Annotated in this window: 17 protein-coding genes; 12 read left to right on the top strand and 5 right to left on the bottom strand. The window is 70.7% G+C overall.

Annotated elements, in window-relative coordinates; translation table 11 throughout:
• Positions 1 to 14: 14 nt before the first annotated feature.
• From A3CE_RS58155 to A3CE_RS0143465, 8 genes are all read left to right on the top strand, one after another.
• Positions 15 to 362: a hypothetical protein gene (locus A3CE_RS58155; RefSeq protein ID WP_020646402.1), complete on the top strand. Its 348-nt coding sequence runs from the start codon at positions 15 to 17 to the stop codon at positions 360 to 362.
• Positions 363 to 372: 10 nt separating this feature from the next.
• The gene (gene nirB / locus A3CE_RS0143495) at positions 373 to 2841 is read left to right on the top strand and encodes a nitrite reductase large subunit NirB (protein WP_020646401.1); all 2469 of its coding nucleotides are present in this window, start codon (positions 373 to 375) and stop codon (positions 2839 to 2841) included.
• The gene (locus A3CE_RS0143490; RefSeq protein WP_020646400.1) at positions 2838 to 3173 is read left to right on the top strand and encodes a Rieske (2Fe-2S) protein; all 336 of its coding nucleotides are present in this window, start codon (positions 2838 to 2840) and stop codon (positions 3171 to 3173) included. The genes nirB and A3CE_RS0143490 overlap by 4 nt, the downstream gene beginning before the upstream one ends.
• Positions 3174 to 3504: 331 nt before the next feature.
• The gene (locus A3CE_RS0143485; protein ID WP_245589690.1) at positions 3505 to 4980 is read left to right on the top strand and encodes an alpha/beta fold hydrolase; all 1476 of its coding nucleotides are present in this window, start codon (positions 3505 to 3507) and stop codon (positions 4978 to 4980) included.
• 109 nt (positions 4981 to 5089) lie between these two features.
• Positions 5090 to 6250 (top strand): sensor histidine kinase, encoded by a 1161-nt coding sequence (locus A3CE_RS52610; RefSeq protein WP_020646398.1) that lies wholly within the window; start codon positions 5090 to 5092, stop codon positions 6248 to 6250.
• Positions 6247 to 6921, top strand: coding sequence for a response regulator (locus tag A3CE_RS0143475; RefSeq protein WP_020646397.1), 675 nt, complete (start codon positions 6247 to 6249; stop codon positions 6919 to 6921). Before A3CE_RS52610 ends, A3CE_RS0143475 begins: the two co-directional genes overlap by 4 nt.
• Before the next feature lie 84 nt (positions 6922 to 7005).
• On the top strand, positions 7006 to 7212 hold the full coding sequence (locus tag A3CE_RS52605; RefSeq protein ID WP_020646396.1) for a glutamate synthase-related protein: 207 nt from the start codon (positions 7006 to 7008) through the stop codon (positions 7210 to 7212).
• Positions 7188 to 9335 (top strand): FUSC family protein, encoded by a 2148-nt coding sequence (locus A3CE_RS0143465; protein WP_020646395.1) that lies wholly within the window; start codon positions 7188 to 7190, stop codon positions 9333 to 9335. Before A3CE_RS52605 ends, A3CE_RS0143465 begins: the two co-directional genes overlap by 25 nt.
• Positions 9336 to 9394: 59 nt before the next feature.
• Here A3CE_RS0143465 and A3CE_RS57015 read toward each other — a convergent pair whose 3' ends face one another.
• From A3CE_RS57015 to A3CE_RS0143450, 3 genes are all read right to left on the bottom strand, one after another.
• Complete coding sequence (locus A3CE_RS57015) at positions 9395 to 10264, bottom strand: hypothetical protein (protein ID WP_125591357.1); 870 nt, start codon at positions 10262 to 10264, stop codon at positions 9395 to 9397.
• Between the two features lie 279 nt (positions 10265 to 10543).
• Positions 10544 to 12241 (bottom strand): hypothetical protein, encoded by a 1698-nt coding sequence (locus A3CE_RS0143455; RefSeq protein WP_125591356.1) that lies wholly within the window; start codon positions 12239 to 12241, stop codon positions 10544 to 10546.
• A gap of 4 nt (positions 12242 to 12245) precedes the next feature.
• Entirely contained in the window at positions 12246 to 13946 is a 1701-nt protein-coding gene (locus tag A3CE_RS0143450) for a GDSL-type esterase/lipase family protein (protein WP_169524055.1), read from the bottom strand.
• Positions 13947 to 14174: 228 nt separating this feature from the next.
• Here A3CE_RS0143450 and A3CE_RS0143445 point away from each other — a divergent pair, with 228 nt between their 5' ends.
• The gene (locus A3CE_RS0143445; RefSeq protein ID WP_020646392.1) at positions 14175 to 15422 is read left to right on the top strand and encodes a sensor histidine kinase; all 1248 of its coding nucleotides are present in this window, start codon (positions 14175 to 14177) and stop codon (positions 15420 to 15422) included.
• Positions 15419 to 16033 (top strand): response regulator transcription factor, encoded by a 615-nt coding sequence (locus A3CE_RS52600; protein ID WP_169524053.1) that lies wholly within the window; start codon positions 15419 to 15421, stop codon positions 16031 to 16033. Before A3CE_RS0143445 ends, A3CE_RS52600 begins: the two co-directional genes overlap by 4 nt.
• Before the next feature lie 7 nt (positions 16034 to 16040).
• Here the strand turns inward: A3CE_RS52600 and A3CE_RS58150 are convergent, their stop codons facing one another.
• Positions 16041 to 16472, bottom strand: coding sequence for a hypothetical protein (locus A3CE_RS58150; protein ID WP_211231873.1), 432 nt, complete (start codon positions 16470 to 16472; stop codon positions 16041 to 16043).
• Between the two features lie 18 nt (positions 16473 to 16490).
• Here A3CE_RS58150 and A3CE_RS0143430 point away from each other — a divergent pair, with 18 nt between their 5' ends.
• On the top strand, positions 16491 to 16787 hold the full coding sequence (locus tag A3CE_RS0143430; protein WP_020646389.1) for a DUF1330 domain-containing protein: 297 nt from the start codon (positions 16491 to 16493) through the stop codon (positions 16785 to 16787).
• Positions 16788 to 16958: 171 nt separating this feature from the next.
• Here the strand turns inward: A3CE_RS0143430 and A3CE_RS57005 are convergent, their stop codons facing one another.
• The gene (locus A3CE_RS57005) at positions 16959 to 17324 is read right to left on the bottom strand and encodes a hypothetical protein (RefSeq protein WP_125591354.1); all 366 of its coding nucleotides are present in this window, start codon (positions 17322 to 17324) and stop codon (positions 16959 to 16961) included.
• Here A3CE_RS57005 and A3CE_RS52590 point away from each other — a divergent pair.
• On the top strand, positions 17308 to 17667 hold the full coding sequence (locus A3CE_RS52590; protein WP_020646387.1) for a DUF1036 domain-containing protein: 360 nt from the start codon (positions 17308 to 17310) through the stop codon (positions 17665 to 17667). The two genes, A3CE_RS57005 and A3CE_RS52590, sit on opposite strands and share 17 nt — an antisense overlap.
• Positions 17668 to 17777 lie beyond the last annotated feature (110 nt).

The following is a 17777-nucleotide window of genomic DNA, read 5'->3' as shown; positions in this document are numbered from 1 at the left end:
GAGGAGCACGCCAAGTGCAAACCACGCCACGTTTCCTGCAGGGTGTCTACGCCTTCGAGGGTCAGGGGCTGGAGAAACCGTTCCTGCTGGATCCGGCGCTGACCTACGTGGTCCCGCTCGGGAACACCGCGCAGCCGCTGTACTTCCGGGGCGGGAACAGCACCGGCGAGCTGGTGTGCGTGGTGCTCATGCGCGACGGGCAGCCCATGCGCTACTTCCCCATCGGGGCAAGGGAGTCCACGCACGTCGCGCTGCGGGTCGTCGAGGATCTGCTCAGCGACACCCGGGTCGAGCTCCAGGTGGCCGCGCCCGAAGGTCTGTCCGGAACACTGGTCGTCGATTTCGGCATGGTCGAGATCTGAGGAGGAAGCCGTGACACACACGCAGCGGCTGGTGGTCGTGGGCAACGGCATGGCCGGCGCCAGGGCGGTGGAGGAGATCCTCAACCGCGGCGGTGACCGGATGTTCTCGATCACCATGTTCGGGGACGAACCGTACGGCAACTACAACCGCATCCTGCTGTCCGGCCTGCTCGCCGGCACCGACGACGCGGCGGAGATCTACCTCAATCCCGTGCAGTGGTACCGGGACAACGGGATCACGTTGCACGCCGGGGTCCGCGTCGTGCGGATCGACCGGTTCGCCAAGCTGGTCCTCGCCGACGACGGCTCGATCACGCCGTACGACAAGCTGGTCATCGCGACCGGAAGCCGGCCGTTCTACCCGCCCGTCGAGGGCATGTGGCGCGACGACAAGACACTCACGCCAGGGGTGTTCGGCTTCCGCACACTCGACGACTGCGCCGCGATGGTTCGCCATGCCCGCGAGCACCGGCGAGCCGTGGTGATCGGCGGCGGTCTGCTCGGCCTGGAGGCAGCACACGGCCTGCGCGCGAACGGACTCGAGGTGCACGTCGTCCAGTCGGCCCCGCTGCTGATGAACCAGCAACTCGACACCCAGGCCGGATACGTGCTCCGCCGCTCGGTGGACAAGCTCGGCATCACCGTCCACACCGGAGTGCGGCTGACCGCCATCCGGCACGATGACATCGTGACGGGAGTGGCCTTCGCCGACGGGTCCACGATCGACTGCGACATGGTCGTCGTCACCGCGGGAATCCGCCCCAACGTCGGACTCGCCGTCGTCTCCGGGCTCACGGTGGAACGGGGAATCGTCGTCGACGACCAGCTGCGCTCGGTCGACGACGACGACATCTACGCGGTCGGGGAGTGCACGCAACACCGCGGCGAGGTCTACGGCCTGGTCGCGCCGCTGTGGGAGCAGGCCGTGGTGCTCGCCGAGCACGTCACCGGCCACAACCCGCACTCGGCCTACCACGGCTCACGGACGGCGACGAAGCTCAAGGTCGCCGGGATCGACGTGGCGACCATGGGTCTCAAGCAGCCGGAGCGGGAGGACGACGAGTTCGTGCAGTTCTCCGAGCCGAGGCACGGCGTATACAAGACCGTGATCATCCGCGACGACCGGCTCGTCGGGGCGACCCTGATGGGTGACGTGAGCAAGGTCGCCTTCCTCATGCAGGCCTTCGACCGCGGGCTGCCCCTGCCGGCGGAACGCATCCAGCTCCTGTTCGACATCGGCACACCGGCTCCGTCGGTCGGCGCGGCCGAACTGGCCGACGACGCCCAGGTCTGCAACTGCAACGGAGTGAGCAAGGCCGATCTCGTCACCCGCGTGCAGGCGGGGGAACGCACGCTGTCCGGGGTCATGAACACGACCCGGGCGGGAAAGGGCTGCGGCTCGTGCAAGGGCCTGGTCGCCGACATCGTCGAATGGGCCGCGGGCGGGAAGATCGAGGAGGATCCCGCGGCGAACTGGTACGTGCCGTGCATCCCGATGGACAAGCCGGAACTCATGGCCGAGATCCGGTCGCGGGGGCTGCGGTCGGTCTCCGCGGTCTTCGCCGGACTCGCCCGCGACGGGCGGCCGGACGCCGCGAGCAAGATGCCGCTGACCTCGTTGCTGCGCATGATGTGGGGCGCGGAGTTCGTCGACGAGCGGGACGCCCGCTTCGTCAACGACCGGGTGCACGCGAACATCCAGAAGGACGGCACGTTCTCCGTCGTCCCGCAGATGAAGGGCGGGGTGACCACCCCGGCGGAGCTGCGCCGGATCGCCGAGGTCGCCGAGCGCTACGACGTGCCGCTGGTGAAGGTCACCGGTGGACAGCGCATCGACCTGCTCGGCGTGCGCAAGGAGGACCTGCCCCGGGTGTGGGCCGAGCTCGGCATGCCGTCCGGCCACGCCTACGGCAAGAGCTTCCGCACCGTGAAGACCTGTGTCGGCTCCGACTTCTGCCGGTACGGTCTCGGTGACTCCACCGCGCTGGGGATCGCCATCGAGGAACGCTTCAAGGGTCTGGAGAGCCCGGGCAAGCTGAAGCTGGCCGTCGCCGGCTGTCCACGCAACTGCTCGGAGGCACTGGTCAAGGACCTGGGCGTGGTCGCCGTCGAGGGCGGACGCTGGGAGATCTACGTCGGCGGCGCGGCGGGCGCGCACGTCCGCAAGGGCGACCTTCTGACCACAGTGGACAGTCCGGCCGAGGTCATGGCCATCACCGGGCGGTTCCTGCAGTACTACCGGGAAAACGCCCGGTGGCTGGAGCGGACCTACGCCTTCGTCCCCCGCATCGGCATCGACCGCGTCCGCGCCGTCGTGGTGTCGGACAGCGAAGGCATCGCCGCCCGGCTGGACGCGGCGGTACAGGCCTCCGTGGCGGCCTACCGGGATCCCTGGCGGGAAGGGGAGGAACCCGTCACCCCCGGTCAGTTCCGCACCGCGCTCCCGCTGATCGTCCTGCCCCAGGTGCCGGTGCGATGAGCGCGGAGCACCCGGTGGCCCGGGCGGACGACATCCCGGTGGGCGAAGGCCGCGCGCACGTCGTCGCCGGTCAGCAGATCGCCGTGTTCCGGCTGCGGGACGGCCGGATCCACTCCGTCCAGGCCACCTGCCCCCACGCGGGCGGGCCCCTGGCCGACGGCCTGATCGACGACACCGTCGTCATCTGCCCACTGCACAACCACACCTTCGACCTCGCGACGGGCTGCTCGACCACCGGCCAGCCGGCGCTCCGCACGTACCCCACACACGTCGACGACAACGGCGACATCATCGTGTCCGTGCCACCACGGGGCTGCCCAGACTTCGGTTGACACCGGGTTGACTGTTTCTCAGGCCGCTGCCGCGGTCGTGTGGACGGTCCCCAACTCAAGTACAGCTCGCCCTCACCGGTGGGATGCACCGGCGCTGCTCCGCACGGGCGGTTGTCCCTCGGGCGAGCTACCGGATCTGCTCACTCCAGGGTGACTTTTCCGCGGTCCTGCTCCCGATACCTTCGGCGCCGTCGATGCGGCCGGCGGACCGGAAAGGCCGCCGGCGCCGGAAAACGGAGGGCAAGCACGAATGATCACCACAGGCAGGTCCGGGTTACCCGGTCACCGATTCGCCACGGCTCTGGCGGTCACCACGCTGACCGTTCTCGGGGTGACCGCCTGCGACGGCGCGGACGGCGAAGACGCCCCGGCGGCCGCGGCCCTCGCCTGGGGACCGTGCCCGGCCGCGGCGCCGGGCACGCCGCGGGATCCCCGGCTCACCTGCGCGAAGGTGAAGGTCCCGCTCGACTACGGCCACACCGGCGGAACGTCGATCGAGGTCGCCGTCTCCCGGCTGGCCGGCACCGACACCACGAAGCGTCACGGTGTCCTGCTGCTGAACCCCGGCGGCCCGGCGCTGGCCGGTCTCGACACGCCCAGTGCGATGGCGCCGTCGCTGCCGAAGTCCGTCCTGGACGGCTACGACCTGATCGGCTTCGACCCGCGCGGCGTCGGCACCAGCACCCCGCAGAGCTGCGGCCTCCCGAATCCGAGCGTGGCCGGGCTCTTCCCCTATCCCGCCGCCGACGGCTCGATCGACTCGAACGTCCAAGCCGCCCGCGCCACCGCCCAGCAGTGTGCCGCCAAGGCCGGGGAGAACCTGCGGTACTTCACCACCGCCAACACGGCTCGCGACCTCGACCGCATCCGCGAAGCACTCGGCGAGGCGAAGATCTCCTACTGGGGCCAGTCCTACGGCACCTACCTCGGGACCGTCTACAGCTCGCTGTACCCCGACCGGACCGACCACATGATCCTCGAAGGCAACGTCGACCCCGCGCACGTCTGGGCCGGGGAAGCCGAGCGCTGGAGCAAGGGCATGGCCGAACGCTTCCCCGACGCGGCCGCCGTCGCCGCCGGGCAGGACGCCGTCCTCGGACTCGGCGCCACTCCCGACGCGGTCACCCGGACCTACCTCGCGCTCGCCGACCGGCTCGACCACCGGCCGGCGCCGGTCCCTGGCTCCCCACAGGCGTTGAGCGGGGCGATGCTGCGCGGCGTCACCTACGCGCTGCTCATCCACAACAACACGCTGCCGGTGCTCGCGCAGGTCTGGAAGGCCGCGGCCGACCTGGCCGACGGTCACGTCACCGACGCCGACGGCAAGGTGCTGCAGCAGGTGTTCGCCGATACGCCGGCCACCCCGGGCGTTCCCGCGGACAACCAGGCGACCATGTTCCTGGCCCTCACCTGCGGTGACGCCGAGTGGTCCCGCACCACCGACGACTACGCTCGCCGAAGCGCCGCCGACCGCAAGGCCTGGCCCCTGACCGCCGGCATGCCGGCGAACATCTGGCCGTGCGCGTTCTGGCCGCAGCCGATCGAAAAGCCCGTCACCGTAACCGATCAGGGCGCACGCAACACGCTGATCCTGCAGAACCGCCGCGACCACGCCACACCGTGGGACGCCGGCATCGGGCTGCGCCACGTGCTGGGCAACCGCGCCGCCTTCGTCGGCGTCGACAACGGCGGGCACTACGTCTACCACGAAGGCTCGGCGTGCGCCGACAACGCGACCGCCGGTTTCCTGGAATCCGGCCGGCTGCCGGAAAAGGACATCGACTGCACCGATGTCACAAAGCACTGACCGCGGTTGACCGGATCGGTGCGGGCGGCCTTCTTCGTCGGAAGGCCGCCCGCACTCTTGTTTCCGCCGGGGCGCCCAGGACCAGCCCGGTCTCGCTAGGCTCCCCGCCATGCCGAAGCTGCGACGTCTCCGGGACCGATGGGCGGGCGTCACCGCGAAGGCCCGCGACGGGGCACTCGCGGCGGCCGTCACCGTCGCCGCGTTCGTGCCGGGACTCGACATGATCGGGGCCCGGTTCGGTGACCTGCCGAGGCACGACGGCGGTGTGCTCGCGGTCCTGCTGGTACTCGGGCAGACGCTCCCGCTGGCGGCGCGCAGCCGGTGGCCGGCGGCGACCCTGGCGGTCATCGCGACCTGTTTCGCGGCGCACGAGGTACTCGCGTACGCCCCGACGATCGGCAGTCTCGCGCTGTACTTCGCGCTCTATTCGGCCGGAGCGCGCGAGGAGCGGTTCCGCCGGGCGCTGCCCGCGGTGGTATCAGCGGAGTACGTGGCCTTCTCGGTTCTGGTCACGTTGCGCGGATCCCCATCGGGCCCGCTGGTCTTCGTCCTCTACTACGCGGTCCTGGTCCTGTTCTGGATGCTGGGCGCCCTGGTGCGGCAACGACGGCGTCAAGAGGCCGAGCGGCGGCGGCTCACCGCCCGGGCCGCGGCGGCGGACGAGCGGGCGCGGCTCGCCCGCGAGCTGCACGATGTCGTCACCCACCACGTGACAGCCATGGTGGTCCAGGCCGACGCCGCCCAGTACCTCCCGTCCGACCGCGTTCCCGAGGTGCTCGCCGCCATCACCGGCTCGGGTCGCGACGCCCTCACCGAACTGCGGTTCCTGCTCGGCGTCCTCGAAGCGACCGGCGCGCGCACGCCGGGTCTGAGCGCACTGCGCGGCCTCGTCGAGCAGCCGGGCCGGGCCGTCGAGCTGGTCGAAGAAGGCGAACGCCCGGCGTTGCCACCCGAAACCGAGCTCACCGCGTACCGGATCGTGCAGGAAGCGCTGACCAACGCGGCCAAGTACGCCGCCGGCCACCCCGCGACGGTGCGCGTCGGCTACGGCACGGAGCTCCTCGAAATCGAGGTGACCACCGAAGGGCCGGCGACCGCGCCCGGCGCTCTCGGCTCCGGCGGACGCGGGCTGACCGGGCTGCGCGACCGGGTCGACGCACTCGGCGGCCGGTTCACCGCCGGACCGTCGGCGGACGGGTTCCGCGTCAGCGCCGAGTTCCCCACGGCCGAAGTCCCCGCTGCCGCGGCTCGGCCGAGGAGCGACCGATGACCGACGGCCCGATCCGGGTGCTGATCTGCGAGGACCAGCAGCTCATCCGCGCGGGGTACGTGGCCGTGCTCGGCGCCCAGCAGGACATGGAAGTGGTGGGCCAGGCCACGAACGGCCGCGAGGCGCTCACCGAAATCGGCCGGCTACGCCCGGACGTCGTCGTGATGGACATCCAGATGCCGTTGCTGGACGGGATCGAGGTGACCCGCCGGGTCGCCGGCCCCGGCGCGGCGACACCGGCGAAGGTCCTGGTGGTCACGACGTTCAACGTCGGCCAGTACGTCTACGACGCGCTGCGGGCCGGGGCGAGCGGGTTCCTGCTCAAGGACGCGCCGCTGGACGAGCTCGCCGCGGGCGTGCGCACGGTCGCGCGCGGCGAGTCGCTGCTCTCCCCCGCCGTGACCCGGACGCTGATCGGCCGCTACGCCGACCGGCTCCAGCCGGCGGCGCCCGCCGGTGGTCCTCTCGACCGGCTCGCGCCACGGGAGCTGGAGGTGCTGAAACTGATCGCCGGCGGCCTGTCGAACGCCGAGATCGCGGCCGAGCTGGTGCTGGGCGTGGAGACGGTGAAGACCTACGTCTCGCGGATCCTCACCAAACTGGATCTACGGGACCGGGTCCAAGCCGTGGTGCTGGCCTACCGGACCGGGCTCGTCAGCGCCGCGGGATGAGCTTCGCGCGGCGGAGCAGCAGCGTCGTCACCCTCATCCCAGCCTGCACCGGCTTGTCCCCGCCACCGGCTTCGCGGAAGGCGCGTGTCGCTGAAGCTGTCCCAGGGGGCGAAACCCGGCATCGGCGGCGTGCTGCCCGGCGGCAAGGTGAACGCGGAGATCGCCCGCGTCCGCGACGTCCCCCAAGGCAAGAGCGTCATCTCCCCGCCCTACCACCGGGTGTTCTCCATACCGTTCGCGACGTCGTCGCCGTCTATGCTCGGCGGGTGGCGATCGACTCCCCCGCTCTGAAGACCCGCCGGGCGGCGCCCCGGGACTGGATGCCGCGGTGGTCGCCGACCGCCGCCCTGCGCGCCGTCCGCGCCACCCTGGTGGTCCCCGTCCTCTTCGCGTTCAGCGTCACGGTGATCGGCGACCTGCAGGTGGCGACGTTCGCCGCCTTCGGCGGGTTCGCCACGTTGGTCATGGCGTCGTTCGGCGGTGGTCGGCGGGACAAGCTGCGCGCCCACTTCGGACTTGCTGTCGTGGGCAGCGTCCTGCTGGTCATCGGCACCGCCGCCAGCGCGTCGCTGCCACTGGCGGCGGTCGTCACGCTCGTCGTCACCTTCCTGGTGCTCTTCGGCGGGGTGGCGGGACCGAACGCGGCCGCCGGGGGCGTCGCCGCGCTGCTCGCCTACGTCCTCCCGGCCGCCTCCCCCGGCACGATGAGCATGGTGCCGGCCCGCCTCGGCGGCTGGTGGCTGGCCTCGGTGGTCGGCACGGCCGCCGTCCTGCTGCTGTCGCCCCGGTCCCCCGCCACGGCCCTGCGGGACGCGGCGTCGCGGGCGGCCGCCGCGCGGGCCGACCACCTGGACGCGGCACTGCGCGGCGACGCCGGCGCGGACACGGCACACGAGGCGGCGGTCGAAGCCAAGCACCACCTGATCGACGAATTCACCGCGACGCCCTACCGCCCGACCGGGCTGGCCGCCGAAGACCAGGCCCTCGACACCCTGGTGGGCCTGCTCGAATGGTGTGCTTCGGTCATCGCCGACACCATGAGTGAGTACCCGGACCTGAGCGGAGCACCCGAGGTCGAACGGGAGCTCCTCACCGAGACCAGTGCCGGCCTGCGCGAGGTTTCCCGGCTCATGGCCGGGCAGCCCGGCTCCTTCGACGCCGGCGAACTGGACCGCCGGATCCAGGCGAGCGTGGAACGGCTGCGCGCGTTGGGATCCGGCGATCCCGGCTACGTCGACGCGGTGCACCTTTCCTTCCACGCCCGCACCGGCGCTTTCGCCGTCCGTGAGGCGGTGACCGAAGCCCGCGCCGCGGTGCCCGGTGCCCGTCGAACGCGCTTTCCCGGCGGGCTCTCCATGCCCTCGCTGGCCCGGATCGCTTCTCCGCACACGAGCCTGCGGTCGGTGTGGTTCGTCAACAGCCTCCGCGGCGCGGTGGCCCTGACCGCGGCGGTCGTCGTCGCCGGGGCGAGCGGGGTCGAGCACGGGTTCTGGGTGGTGCTGGGCACGTTGTCCGTCCTGCGCGGCAACGCCGCGGCGACCGGGTCGACCGCGCTGCGGGCGTTGATCGGCACCGCGCTCGGCGTCGTCGTCGGTGCGTTGCTGCTGCTGGTCATCGGCACCAGCGCGCCCGCACTGTGGATCGCCCTCCCGATCGCGGTGCTGGTCGCCGGCTACGCGCCGGGCGCGCTGCCCTTCACCGCCGGCCAGGCGGCCTTCACCGTGACGGTCTCAGTGCTGTTCAACCTGCTCGCGCCGGCCGGCTGGCAGATCGGTGTCGTCCGGATCGAGGACGTCGCGATCGGCTGCGCGGTGTGCCTGGTGGTGGGCGCGCTGTTCTGGCCCCGCGGCGCCAGGGCCGTGGTCGCCGACGACCTCGCCGACGCGTTCCGCGCCGGCGGCGCGTACCTGTCGGCGGCCGCGAACTGGGCGCTCGGCCTCCGGCACGACCCGCCCGCCCCCGAGGCGGCGAGCGCGGCCGGCATACGCCTCGACGACGCACTCCGCGGGTTCCTCAGCGAGCAGGGCACCAAGCACGTCCCCAAGCCCGACCTGTGGCGGCTGGTCATGGGGACCATCCGCTCGCGGCTCACGGCGCACTCACTGGCCGGGCTCCCGAACCCCCACGTCGAGCCGGACCCGTTCCGCCGGCTCCTCGGGGACCAGGCGGGCCAGCTCGCCGCCTGGTACGACCATCTGGCATCCCGCCTGGACCGCACCGACCACGGCGACGTCCCCATGCTCGCCCCGCCCGCCTTCCCGGACCTCCTCCAGCAGCCGGGCGCCTCGGTGCAGGACCTCGCCTGCGCGCTGTGGGTCCACGAGCACATCAAGCACATCTCCGCCCGGCTCGCCGAACTCGTCGAGCCGGCCGGCGTGGTGGCGGCCCAGCGCCATCGTCCTTGGTGGCAGTAGGAACGCGTCCGAGCGGCCGGCGCCGAAGTGACGCCGGCCCACTCATCCGGGTCCAAGGATCAGTCGCCGCAGATACCTTGCACCACCGTCGGTCCCCAGTTGGCGGTGGTCGGCGTCGCCTCGACCGCCGCCGACTCCAGCTGGCTGCCCGGGAACACCACCTGCAGGCCGGTGCCGGGCAGCGGACTGTTGATCGCGGCACCGATACCCAGCGTCTTGCTGCCGGTCCCGTTGCCACAGCGGGAAAACGCGACCTGCACCGGATTGGAGTTCGGCGTCGGGGGCGACGAAATCCCGAAACTGGTCCCGTAATTACCGGGGAAGGGAGCACAGACCGCGAACACGTCGAGCTCCCAGATGCCGTTGAACCCGTCGGCGTCTTCCAGCGCCTTCGCCTGTGCCACCCGGAAGGTCTCGACGAACTCGTAGACCAGCGTGGCCTGCCCGTCGGCCCCCAGGATCTGCGACCCGAGGCCGAGCACCGCCTCGTTGTTCGACCCGCAGTCCGCCCTGGCGATCTGCGTCGGGTCCGACGAGATCGACCGGCCCACCACCAGGTGCATCCCCGCGATCGGTGGCGCGCAGATCGCGAACGCCTGCACCGACCAGTCGGCGGTCGTTCCCGGCGACAGTTCGAACGCGCCCGCCTCGTAGCTGTCCCGGCCACCGGTCGTCGAGGGCGCCGGCCGCATCTCGGACAACACCACCCGCTCCGACTCCGGAGTCCTTGCCTGCACCTGCGCCCAGCCACCCCCACCGAGAACCTTGGTATCGGCCGGACACACCGCCGACGGCGCGAACTTCGGCGACTGCGAGTTGCTCACCGACAGCGGCCCCACGATCACCTGCACCGTACCCACCGCTGCTGCGGGCGCGGCGGTCGCGACCTGCAGCCCCGCACACGTTCCCGCGGCTACCGCCAGACTCACGACCACACGCAGGCCGCGCGATCTCCTTCGTAGCGCTCTCATTCTCGGACTCCCAACCGGCTGCCGCCGATGTCGATCGACCGGAACACCGGCCGAAGTGACCGGGGAGCGTGAGCCGATCCCGGCAACGCCGGTTCTTTCCACCCGGCCACGCCACACCCCAGCCGTTCCCTCCCGGAACAGGAAGCCCACCGTGACATGACCTGTCCACAATCCGTCGACAGTGACCGCGCCAAGCCTTGTCGGCACGGCGCGGCCACGCCGATCCTCGAGCGCTACCTACTCGCCACCGCCGGAGCTGCCGCCGTCACCTCCGGACGAGGACGAGCCACCCTCGCCCCCGGACGAGGACGAGCCGTCGCTGCTGGAGTCGCTGCCGCCGTAACCGGTGCTGCCACCACCATCGCTGCCGGAGTCGCCGGAGTCGCCACCGCCGGCGGAATCATCGCCGGCGGAGTCGGAGCCTTCGGCTGCGGTTCCGGTCCCTCCGGCGTCGGAGTCGACGGAGCTTTCACTCTCGGACGAGGACTTCGATGCGCCGGGGTCGGTGTCCGGACTGGTGTCCGTACCGTTCTGGTTGTCGACACTCGACGTGCTCTCGACGCCGGGATCGGTCTGGCTGTCGTCCCCGGGTGTGTCGTCGGCCTGGTTGGGCTCGGTCTCCGTGACCGGGCCCTGGTTGACGGCACCTGTCGGGTCATCCTGGCCATTGCCGCCAACCGGCCCCGGATCGGTGTCCGGAGCCCCCGTGTTCACCCCACCACCGTCCATCACACCCGGCGCCAACGCGTTCTCCCGCGCCGCAGCCAACGCCTTGGCCGGGTCACCACCAACCGGCCCCGGATCGGTATCCGGAGCCCCCGTGTTCACCCCACCACCATCCATCACACCCGGCGCCAACGCGTTCTCCCGCGCCGCAGCCAGCGCCTCCTGCTGCTCCCTCGCCTCCAGTGCGGCCCTGGCCTCCCGGAGGTTCTCGGGAGCCGGCTCGGGCAGCCCGGGGTCGAGGTTTCGCGGAACCTGCCGGCCCTCCTCTCCGAAGAGGTCGTTGTCGTCGCGGTAGGTCAGCTCCGCGCGGTTGAAATCGTCCTTCAGCGAGTTGAACTGGTCGATCAGGGCATTCCGCTCGTCCTGGGTCTCGGCTTGGTTGATCCTGGACAGGACGTCGTTCAGCGCGACCTGGTACTTGTTCCGTGTATCCGCAGGAAGCCGGCTCGCCCGCAACTGGTCCCCCAGCCACTGCCGGTCCCCCGCGAGCCGGTCCGCGGCTTCCTTGGCCGGACCGATGGCCCGCCACGTGTCGTACGGGTTCAGGTAGCCCACCGGTTCGGTGACGCCGTCCTTCGCGAGCTGCCTGTTGGTCGCCTGCCGTTGCTCACTGGGGAGAAGCGACGGCCCCTCGTTCCGGGGACCCGGCGGGACCGACTCGAAGAACTCCGCCTCCGGGAAGGACCGGACGATCGGCCGGTCCATCAGCTGCTGCCGGAGCCTCGCCAGCGCCAGCGCGGCGTCCTGCTGCTCCTGAGTGAATTCCTTGTAGTTGTTGACGTCCTCCGCGGCCCGGAGCAGTTCTTCCGCTCCTGGGGTGAGCTGGATCAGCCCTTCGGGTGGCGGCGGCCCGACTTCCGGTGCACGGACACGACCGGGCCGCGCCGGCTGTGCGGGGTCGAACGGCGACTGCTGCTCCGGAGGTATCGGCGCCGGGCCCGGTCGGGGAACCGGGCGCGCGAATCCCCCGCTTTGCGCGACCTGAACACCTTCTCGCTGGGGGCCCGCCTGTGGCTGGTTGCCGGAGGATGGATCCGGGAGCGCGGCGTGGGCCGGTGCGGCGGTCATTCCCGCGGCCAGGGTCACGGCGGCCGCCGCGGCGGCACCGCGGCGGATACGGCCGCGGTGGAGTCCCCGAAGCGCGTGGAACCATTCCTTGAGGGCGCCGTTCATGGCCTTCACCAGGCTCCTGGTAGGGCGGTCGTTCATGGGGTCATCCCTTCGGCTCGGGTGATTCCGCGGCCGCGCGTTGCCGGACGAGCAGGCCGTGAAGTCGTGGAGTGTCCTGGGCGGCACCGGAAAGCTCCGGTGTCATCCGGGTGCCGGCGTCGGCCGGATCCGGTTTCCGTTCGGAGGTCTCCGCACCGGTGACCCGCTCGTCCGGCACCGGCGGTGTCACGTGGTTCTCCCGTTTCGGCGGCACCGCGGTCAGGGTGAAGGCGGCCGGAGTCGTGTCGCCCGGTCGCGGCTTCTTGGTTCTGTACGCGAAGAATTCGCGACGGGGCGCCACCGAGCCGTTGCCGTGCTCCGAGGCCGTCGGAGCGGGCGCCGCGGGGTGTTCCGTCACCCCGGGGTCCGCAGGTCGTCGATCGGAGTCCGCCTGTTGGTGGGTCGAGACCGGGGCAGCGCCCTGTGCGTGCTGGTCGCGACCTTGCCCCGGCAGCACGCCCTTCACCGGATGGTGGCCGACGTTCGAGGGCCTCGCGTTCGACGCCTTGTGCGGCGAGGGCGCATCGTGCCTGGTGCCGGGCTTGGGTTTGGGGGCGTCCACAGAGCGGGCCGGGTCGTCGGGCCGCTGGTCCCTGGAGTCGGGAACCCGGTCGCCGTCCCGGTCGGACGCTCCATTGTGGACAGCGATGTTCGACGGGACGGTCAGCTTCCCGTCGCCGGGCTTCGGTGGGGTGATCCAGAGCAGTCGCGCGAGGCCGGCGGCGATCGGGTCGGCGATCAGGGACGCGCCCTTCTGGTTGGGCCGGAACTGCTCCTGGGACGACTGCGGGCCGGACTGCTCGTTGAACGCCGAGTCGGCGGTGTAGGCCTCGTGGCCGGCGACTGCCGCGGAGAGGTCGACCAGGGACGCGCAGTGGCAGATCTGCGCGGCCCGCTCGATCGCCTTGTTCAGGTCGTAGCCGAACTTCCGGACGCTGGTCAGGTCGCTTTCGCCGGCCACGCTCGTGGCGTGCGTGTTCCGTGGGTCCGTGGCCAGCGGGTAGTTCGTGAGCACGATCGTGGCGTGCGGTGCCCGGCTGCGAATTCCGGTCATCACCTGCAGTATCCGTGCGACCAGTGTCGGCGCCCGGCCGGGCGCCGAAGATGTGGCCTGGGCGAGGTACTCCTGGTCCGTCGAGGTCCAGTCCAGGAGCGAGCCGAGGTCCCTGATCTGCTTGTCCAGTGCGACGTTCAGTCCGTTCGCGGCGCGCTGGACGTCGGCGAGCACGGTGGCCAGGTGCGCGTCGTCGCCGCCGAAGCCCACGATGACGAGCTGGGCGCCGGGACGGATCTGGTCGCGCTGCGGCGGGTTGACGACGGTGTTGCCCGGTCCCTTCTGCGCTTCGAAGAAGTCCGTGGTCTGCGCGCCGGAAGCCGCGACGACGTTCGCGTCCACCAGCAGCCCGGCGTTGTCGCTCTGCAGCCGGGACAGCGCCTGCAACGCCGGTGCCGCAAGGGATCGGTGGCGCGGGTCGGCCGGATCGAGGTAGGTGTCGCGGACCCCCTCGCCGGCCGTGTACGAGTCGCCGATGATGTCGACCGCCACGCTCACCCGCTGGGCGGGCGGCGGATCGGCGGACGCCGCCGGCGTCAGGCCGAACGCGGCACCCAGGGAGACGGCGCCGACCGTCGCGATGGACAGCAGTCGCGGCATTCTCGTGCACGCCTCGGCGGGACCGCGCGCTTTGCGCGCAGGAATGAACATCGCTTCTCCTCCTGTGACCAAGAATGCGCAGGGAACCATCAGGGTGACCGTGGCACCGGTCACGACCGTTCAGGCCGGTCACCCATGGCGGGGTGCCGGGCACCGATCTTGGCGCGACCCGTCCGGACCGGTCCATGCCGCACAGGTGCGGCATGGACGCGCCGCCGGCGAGGTGCCAAGGTGGATCGGGTGCGTATCCAGTCGAGCGGGACCGGGAGATGCTGAGGAGTGTCGTCGACGCAGCCGGCGGTGGCCGAGGCTGAGGTCGCGGGTGCGGCGGGTCTGGATCGGCAGGTCCGGGGGATCGTGGCCGCGGTCGTCGTGCTGTCCCGGCTGGCCACGCTGGCCATGGTCGCGCTGAGCGTCGCCGGCGGCGTGCAGAGCCACGCCTACACACGGGTTCCGCTGGCCATCGTCGTGTACGGGGTTCTGGCAGGGTGGAGCGCGGTGCTGATCACGCTGGTGCTGCGCCGCGCGGCGGTGCCCGGTGCGGTGCTGGTCGCGGACGTCACGATCACCGTCGCCGCCATGATCGTGCTGCCGCTGGCGGTGGACAGCCCGATTTTCTCGAACGTGTCCAATTCCTACCTGGAGCCGATCACGGTGAGTGTCGCGGTGGCCGTCGCGCTCATCAGCGGTTCGGCCCGGGGCACCGCGGCCGGCTGCACCGCGCTCGCCGTCGCCTACGTCGTCGGACAGCCACCGTTGTCCGACGGCGGCGGGGACGTCACCTCGCTGGTCAGCACGATCGGCTGGCAGGTCGGCACCGCCACCTGCTGCCTGGTGTTCATCCAGCGGTTGTGGCGGGCGGTGCACCACGTGGACATCGCCACCACGCAGGTGATCACGGCACGGGAACGGCTCGCCGCCCAGCGCGCGTACACCGAGGAACGCACCCGGCACTTTCGCGAGCAGGTCCGCCGCTACCGCGCCCTGCACGACGGGCCGCTGCGCGTCCTGACGATGATCGCCGGCCCCGGACCCGCCGCCCACCCCGACCCCACGGTGCGCCGGCAGTGCGCGGTCAGCGTCACCACCCTGCGCGGCGCCGCCCCCGATGAAACCGGCGGCACCCTCACCGACCTCTCCCTGGCGTTGATGAAAGCCGGCGGCGACAGCGCCGCACTGGGGCTGCGGGTGGAGTACCACTTCGCCAACCTGCCCGACGACCTCCCCACCGCGGTCGTCACCGCTCTGTGCCTGGCCAGCGCGGAAGCGTTGAGCAATGCCGCCGCGCACGCCGGCACCGCCCGCGTCCGCCTCACCGCCATGGCCAGTGGGGACGGCGGGGCCGGCGGGCCGGTGGTGACCGTGGCGATTGTCGATCAAGGCAAGGGGTTCGACCCCGCGACCACCGATCTCGGCTACGGTATCCGGCACTCGATCATCGAGCGGATGACCGAGATCGGCGCGGCGGCCACAGTGGACAGCCACCCCGGTGAAGGCACCCGCATCGACCTGCGATGGCCGGCATGATCCGGATCGCCGTCATCGACAATGACAAACTCGTCCCCGCCGGTCTGCGCGCCCTGCTCGCCGACACCACCGACATCACCCTCGTGCACACCGCCACCACCGTCGCCGGCTACCTCGCCGCTCAGGCCGCCGGCCCCGATGTCGTCCTGCTCGACCTGCAGCTGGAGGACGGCACCCACCCCGACGCCAACGTCATCGCCCTGCGCGCCACCGGCGCCGCCGTCCTGGTCATCTCCGTACACGGCGACCGCCGCCACGTCCGCGCCACCATCCGCGCCGGCGCCTCCGGCTACCTCATCAAAGACGACGATGCCGACAAGCTCATCGACGCCATCCGCACCGTCCACACCGGACACTTGGCGCTGACCACCGAACTCATGACCCTCATCAACGACGACCCACCCGAACTGTCCCCGCAGGAACTCCAGGTCCTCTACCTCTACGGCACCGGCAGCACCCTGGCCGCCACCGCCCGCCGCCTCGGCATCGCCATCCCCACCGTCCGCTCCTACCTCGACCGCATCCGCGCCAAATGGGCCGCGACCGACGAACCCGTCCAGGACATCCGTGCCCTCATCCACGAATACCCCCTCCCCGACCCACCGGCCTAGTGCTTCATCAAGCAACGTCGAGTAGGTTGTCGGGGCGGTGGATCTTGGAGTTGACGGCGAAGTGGCGTTTGGGGTGGCAGTGGCGGTTGCGCCGGCGGAGGTAGCCGGCGATGGCGGCTACCTGAGCGGCGTGGCTGGGGTAGTCGCTGCCGTCTAGTGTGAAGTAGCGGACGGCGGTGAATTCGCACTCGATCCAGTTCAGCCACAACGCGTTGGCAGGTGTGTAGACCAGCTCGATGTCGTGGGCCGCGCACCAGGTCCTGATCGGCGGCCTGATCCTCGCCGCGGGCACCGGCCCGGCCACCTCTTCCCCGACGACAACGCCTACACCACCGCGGCGCTGGTCGGCATCGGCGCCATGGCGATCATTACGCTGACAAGCCTCGCTCTCGCCCGCCGATGCTCGTCCGAGACCAACCCGTAAGTCAGATGTGCTCATCCCCACACTGGAGGTTCCATGCCCAAGGGCTACTGGGTCAGCGTCTACCCCACCATCACAGACCCTGAGAAGCTGGCTGCTTACAACGAGCTGGCCCGTCCGGCCGTCAAGGCCGCAGGCGGGCGGACGTTCGCCCGCGGTGGCAGCCGGGTCGTCGCACACGAAGCCGGAATCGCCGAGCGCGTCGTCCTGATCGAGTTCGACAGCTTCGAACAGGCGGTCGCCGCATACGAGAGTGCGGCCTACCAGGAGGCGCTGGCCGCACTCCCCGACGGCTTCGAGCGCGACTTCCGCATCGTCGAAGGCATCGACTGACCGAGGTCCAGCCGGATCTTCACCGAAGCGTGGTCGTCTTCGAAGCTTGATCGGATCGACGCTTCGCCGAAGTCTCACGAGACCGGATCAAGCAGTGGCCGGACCGTCCGCGGGGACGGTCCGGCCACTTCCGCGCGCTGTGCGGAGCTTTGATCTCCACGTCGTAGAGCGTTAATCCAAACGGATGAATGCTTCGGCGTAGCGACACAGGTTCGCCTCGGCTTCCGACTCAACAATCAACCGGCAAGCGTCCGTGAGGTCGACGGCACCCCGGTTCGATTCGCGGCGTCGTCGAGAGAGGAAAACGTCATGGCCGTAAACCCGGAGAAACCACCTCTCGCCGAGGATCACGTCGCCCTGGGTGTCACATCCGAAACCGCCGGTGCGCGTGCCGGTGTCGCCGTTCACCGAGCCGGCTTCCAGAGCGCGTCCGAACACGACGCGCTCGGAATCGAGGCGTCGGCTGTGCGCCGAGCGTCGTACAAGCTGCCCGTTTCCGGCGCCGGTGAGGAAAAATAGGATGCTCAGGTTCTGCAACAGTCACAACGAAGACGTATGGGTCGCCTACATGTTCCACAGTCCCGGTGCCTGCGGCGGCGAGGGCAAGGACTGGCAGACGATCGGCTGGTTCCACATCGTTCCCGGGTCCTGTGTCACGGTTTACGCCAACGACCTCGACGATGTTCACAACCGGTTCTGGTACTTCTACGCCGAGAACGCTTCGCGGTCGTTCGTCTGGGCCGGCCCGGTCAATGTCTATGTGACCGACGAGGCGTTCAACCACTGCCTCGGCATCGGGACATCAGCGTCCAGGGTTGTCGGGTTCCGCGCTTTCGACGTCGGCGACCACGACGACTTCACCATGACCCTGACCGGCTGAGGTGAACGACGGAGGAATGAAATGCTCATCAGACAAGTCGCGTTGGTCTCGGATGACGCCGGCGTGCCGACGCCGGAGATCCTTCGGGTCGCCTCAGCGCTCCAGAAGCA

The organism is Amycolatopsis balhimycina FH 1894, assembly GCF_000384295.1.
GTDB lineage: Bacteria > Actinomycetota > Actinomycetes > Mycobacteriales > Pseudonocardiaceae > Amycolatopsis > Amycolatopsis balhimycina.
The sequence above is the reverse complement of the archived record's forward strand: the minus strand, read 5'-3'. Positions and strand labels throughout refer to the sequence as shown.

Excerpts from the sequence above, each read along its gene's own strand:
- A3CE_RS0143490 (WP_020646400.1), top strand. The coding sequence starts at position 2,838 with ATGAGCGCGGAGCACCCGGTGGCCCGGGCGGACGACATCCCGGTGGGC.
- A3CE_RS52610 (WP_020646398.1), top strand. The coding sequence starts at position 5,090 with ATGCCGAAGCTGCGACGTCTCCGGGACCGATGGGCGGGCGTCACCGCG.
- A3CE_RS0143475 (WP_020646397.1), top strand. The coding sequence starts at position 6,247 with ATGACCGACGGCCCGATCCGGGTGCTGATCTGCGAGGACCAGCAGCTC.
- A3CE_RS0143455 (WP_125591356.1), bottom strand. The coding sequence starts at position 12,241 with ATGAACGACCGCCCTACCAGGAGCCTGGTGAAGGCCATGAACGGCGCC.
- A3CE_RS0143450 (WP_169524055.1), bottom strand. The coding sequence starts at position 13,946 with ATGTTCATTCCTGCGCGCAAAGCGCGCGGTCCCGCCGAGGCGTGCACG.
- A3CE_RS52600 (WP_169524053.1), top strand. The coding sequence starts at position 15,419 with ATGATCCGGATCGCCGTCATCGACAATGACAAACTCGTCCCCGCCGGT.
- A3CE_RS58150 (WP_211231873.1), bottom strand. The coding sequence starts at position 16,472 with ATGAGCACATCTGACTTACGGGTTGGTCTCGGACGAGCATCGGCGGGC.
- A3CE_RS0143430 (WP_020646389.1), top strand. The coding sequence starts at position 16,491 with ATGCCCAAGGGCTACTGGGTCAGCGTCTACCCCACCATCACAGACCCT.
- A3CE_RS52590 (WP_020646387.1), top strand. The coding sequence starts at position 17,308 with ATGCTCAGGTTCTGCAACAGTCACAACGAAGACGTATGGGTCGCCTAC.